Consider the following 362-nt stretch of genomic DNA (forward strand, 5'->3'; position numbering starts at 1 on the left):
ATCTAATATTGAGAAGGAAATTGATGTAATTAAAGAAAAGCAAAGTCAAAAAATACTTGCTTATGAAGATGCTAAAAATTTTAATCAGACGAATGTCGAAACAAATCTTTCTTTTAAAGAAAATTCAATTATAAACAAAAATGAAACTAATGGAATTATTCCAATCAAAATAAATCATAGTGCTCCACAAGTCCCTATCGATAGTGGTTTTAGGGAAAGTAAAATCGAAGAGGTAGTTGTTTTAGGTTATGCCAAAACATCAACAAAAGCTAAATCAGTATCATCAAGTGTAACAGTAAGCTCTGAAACTTTAGAAAACAGACCAAATGTATCTGTTTTAAATTCTATTCAAGGTACTGCTC

1 protein-coding gene is annotated in these 362 nt (G+C 29.0%); it reads left to right on the forward strand.

Annotation, left to right across the window (positions count from 1 at the left end; all coding sequences use genetic code 11):
- Positions 1 to 7: 7 nt before the first annotated feature.
- On the forward strand, positions 8 to 362 hold a 355-nt coding region (locus AB4Y90_RS18285; protein ID WP_441558977.1), incomplete at its 3' end, for a hypothetical protein.

The organism is Chryseobacterium sp. 2TAF14 (assembly GCF_052115105.1).
In the GTDB taxonomy this organism is placed as follows: domain Bacteria; phylum Bacteroidota; class Bacteroidia; order Flavobacteriales; family Weeksellaceae; genus Chryseobacterium.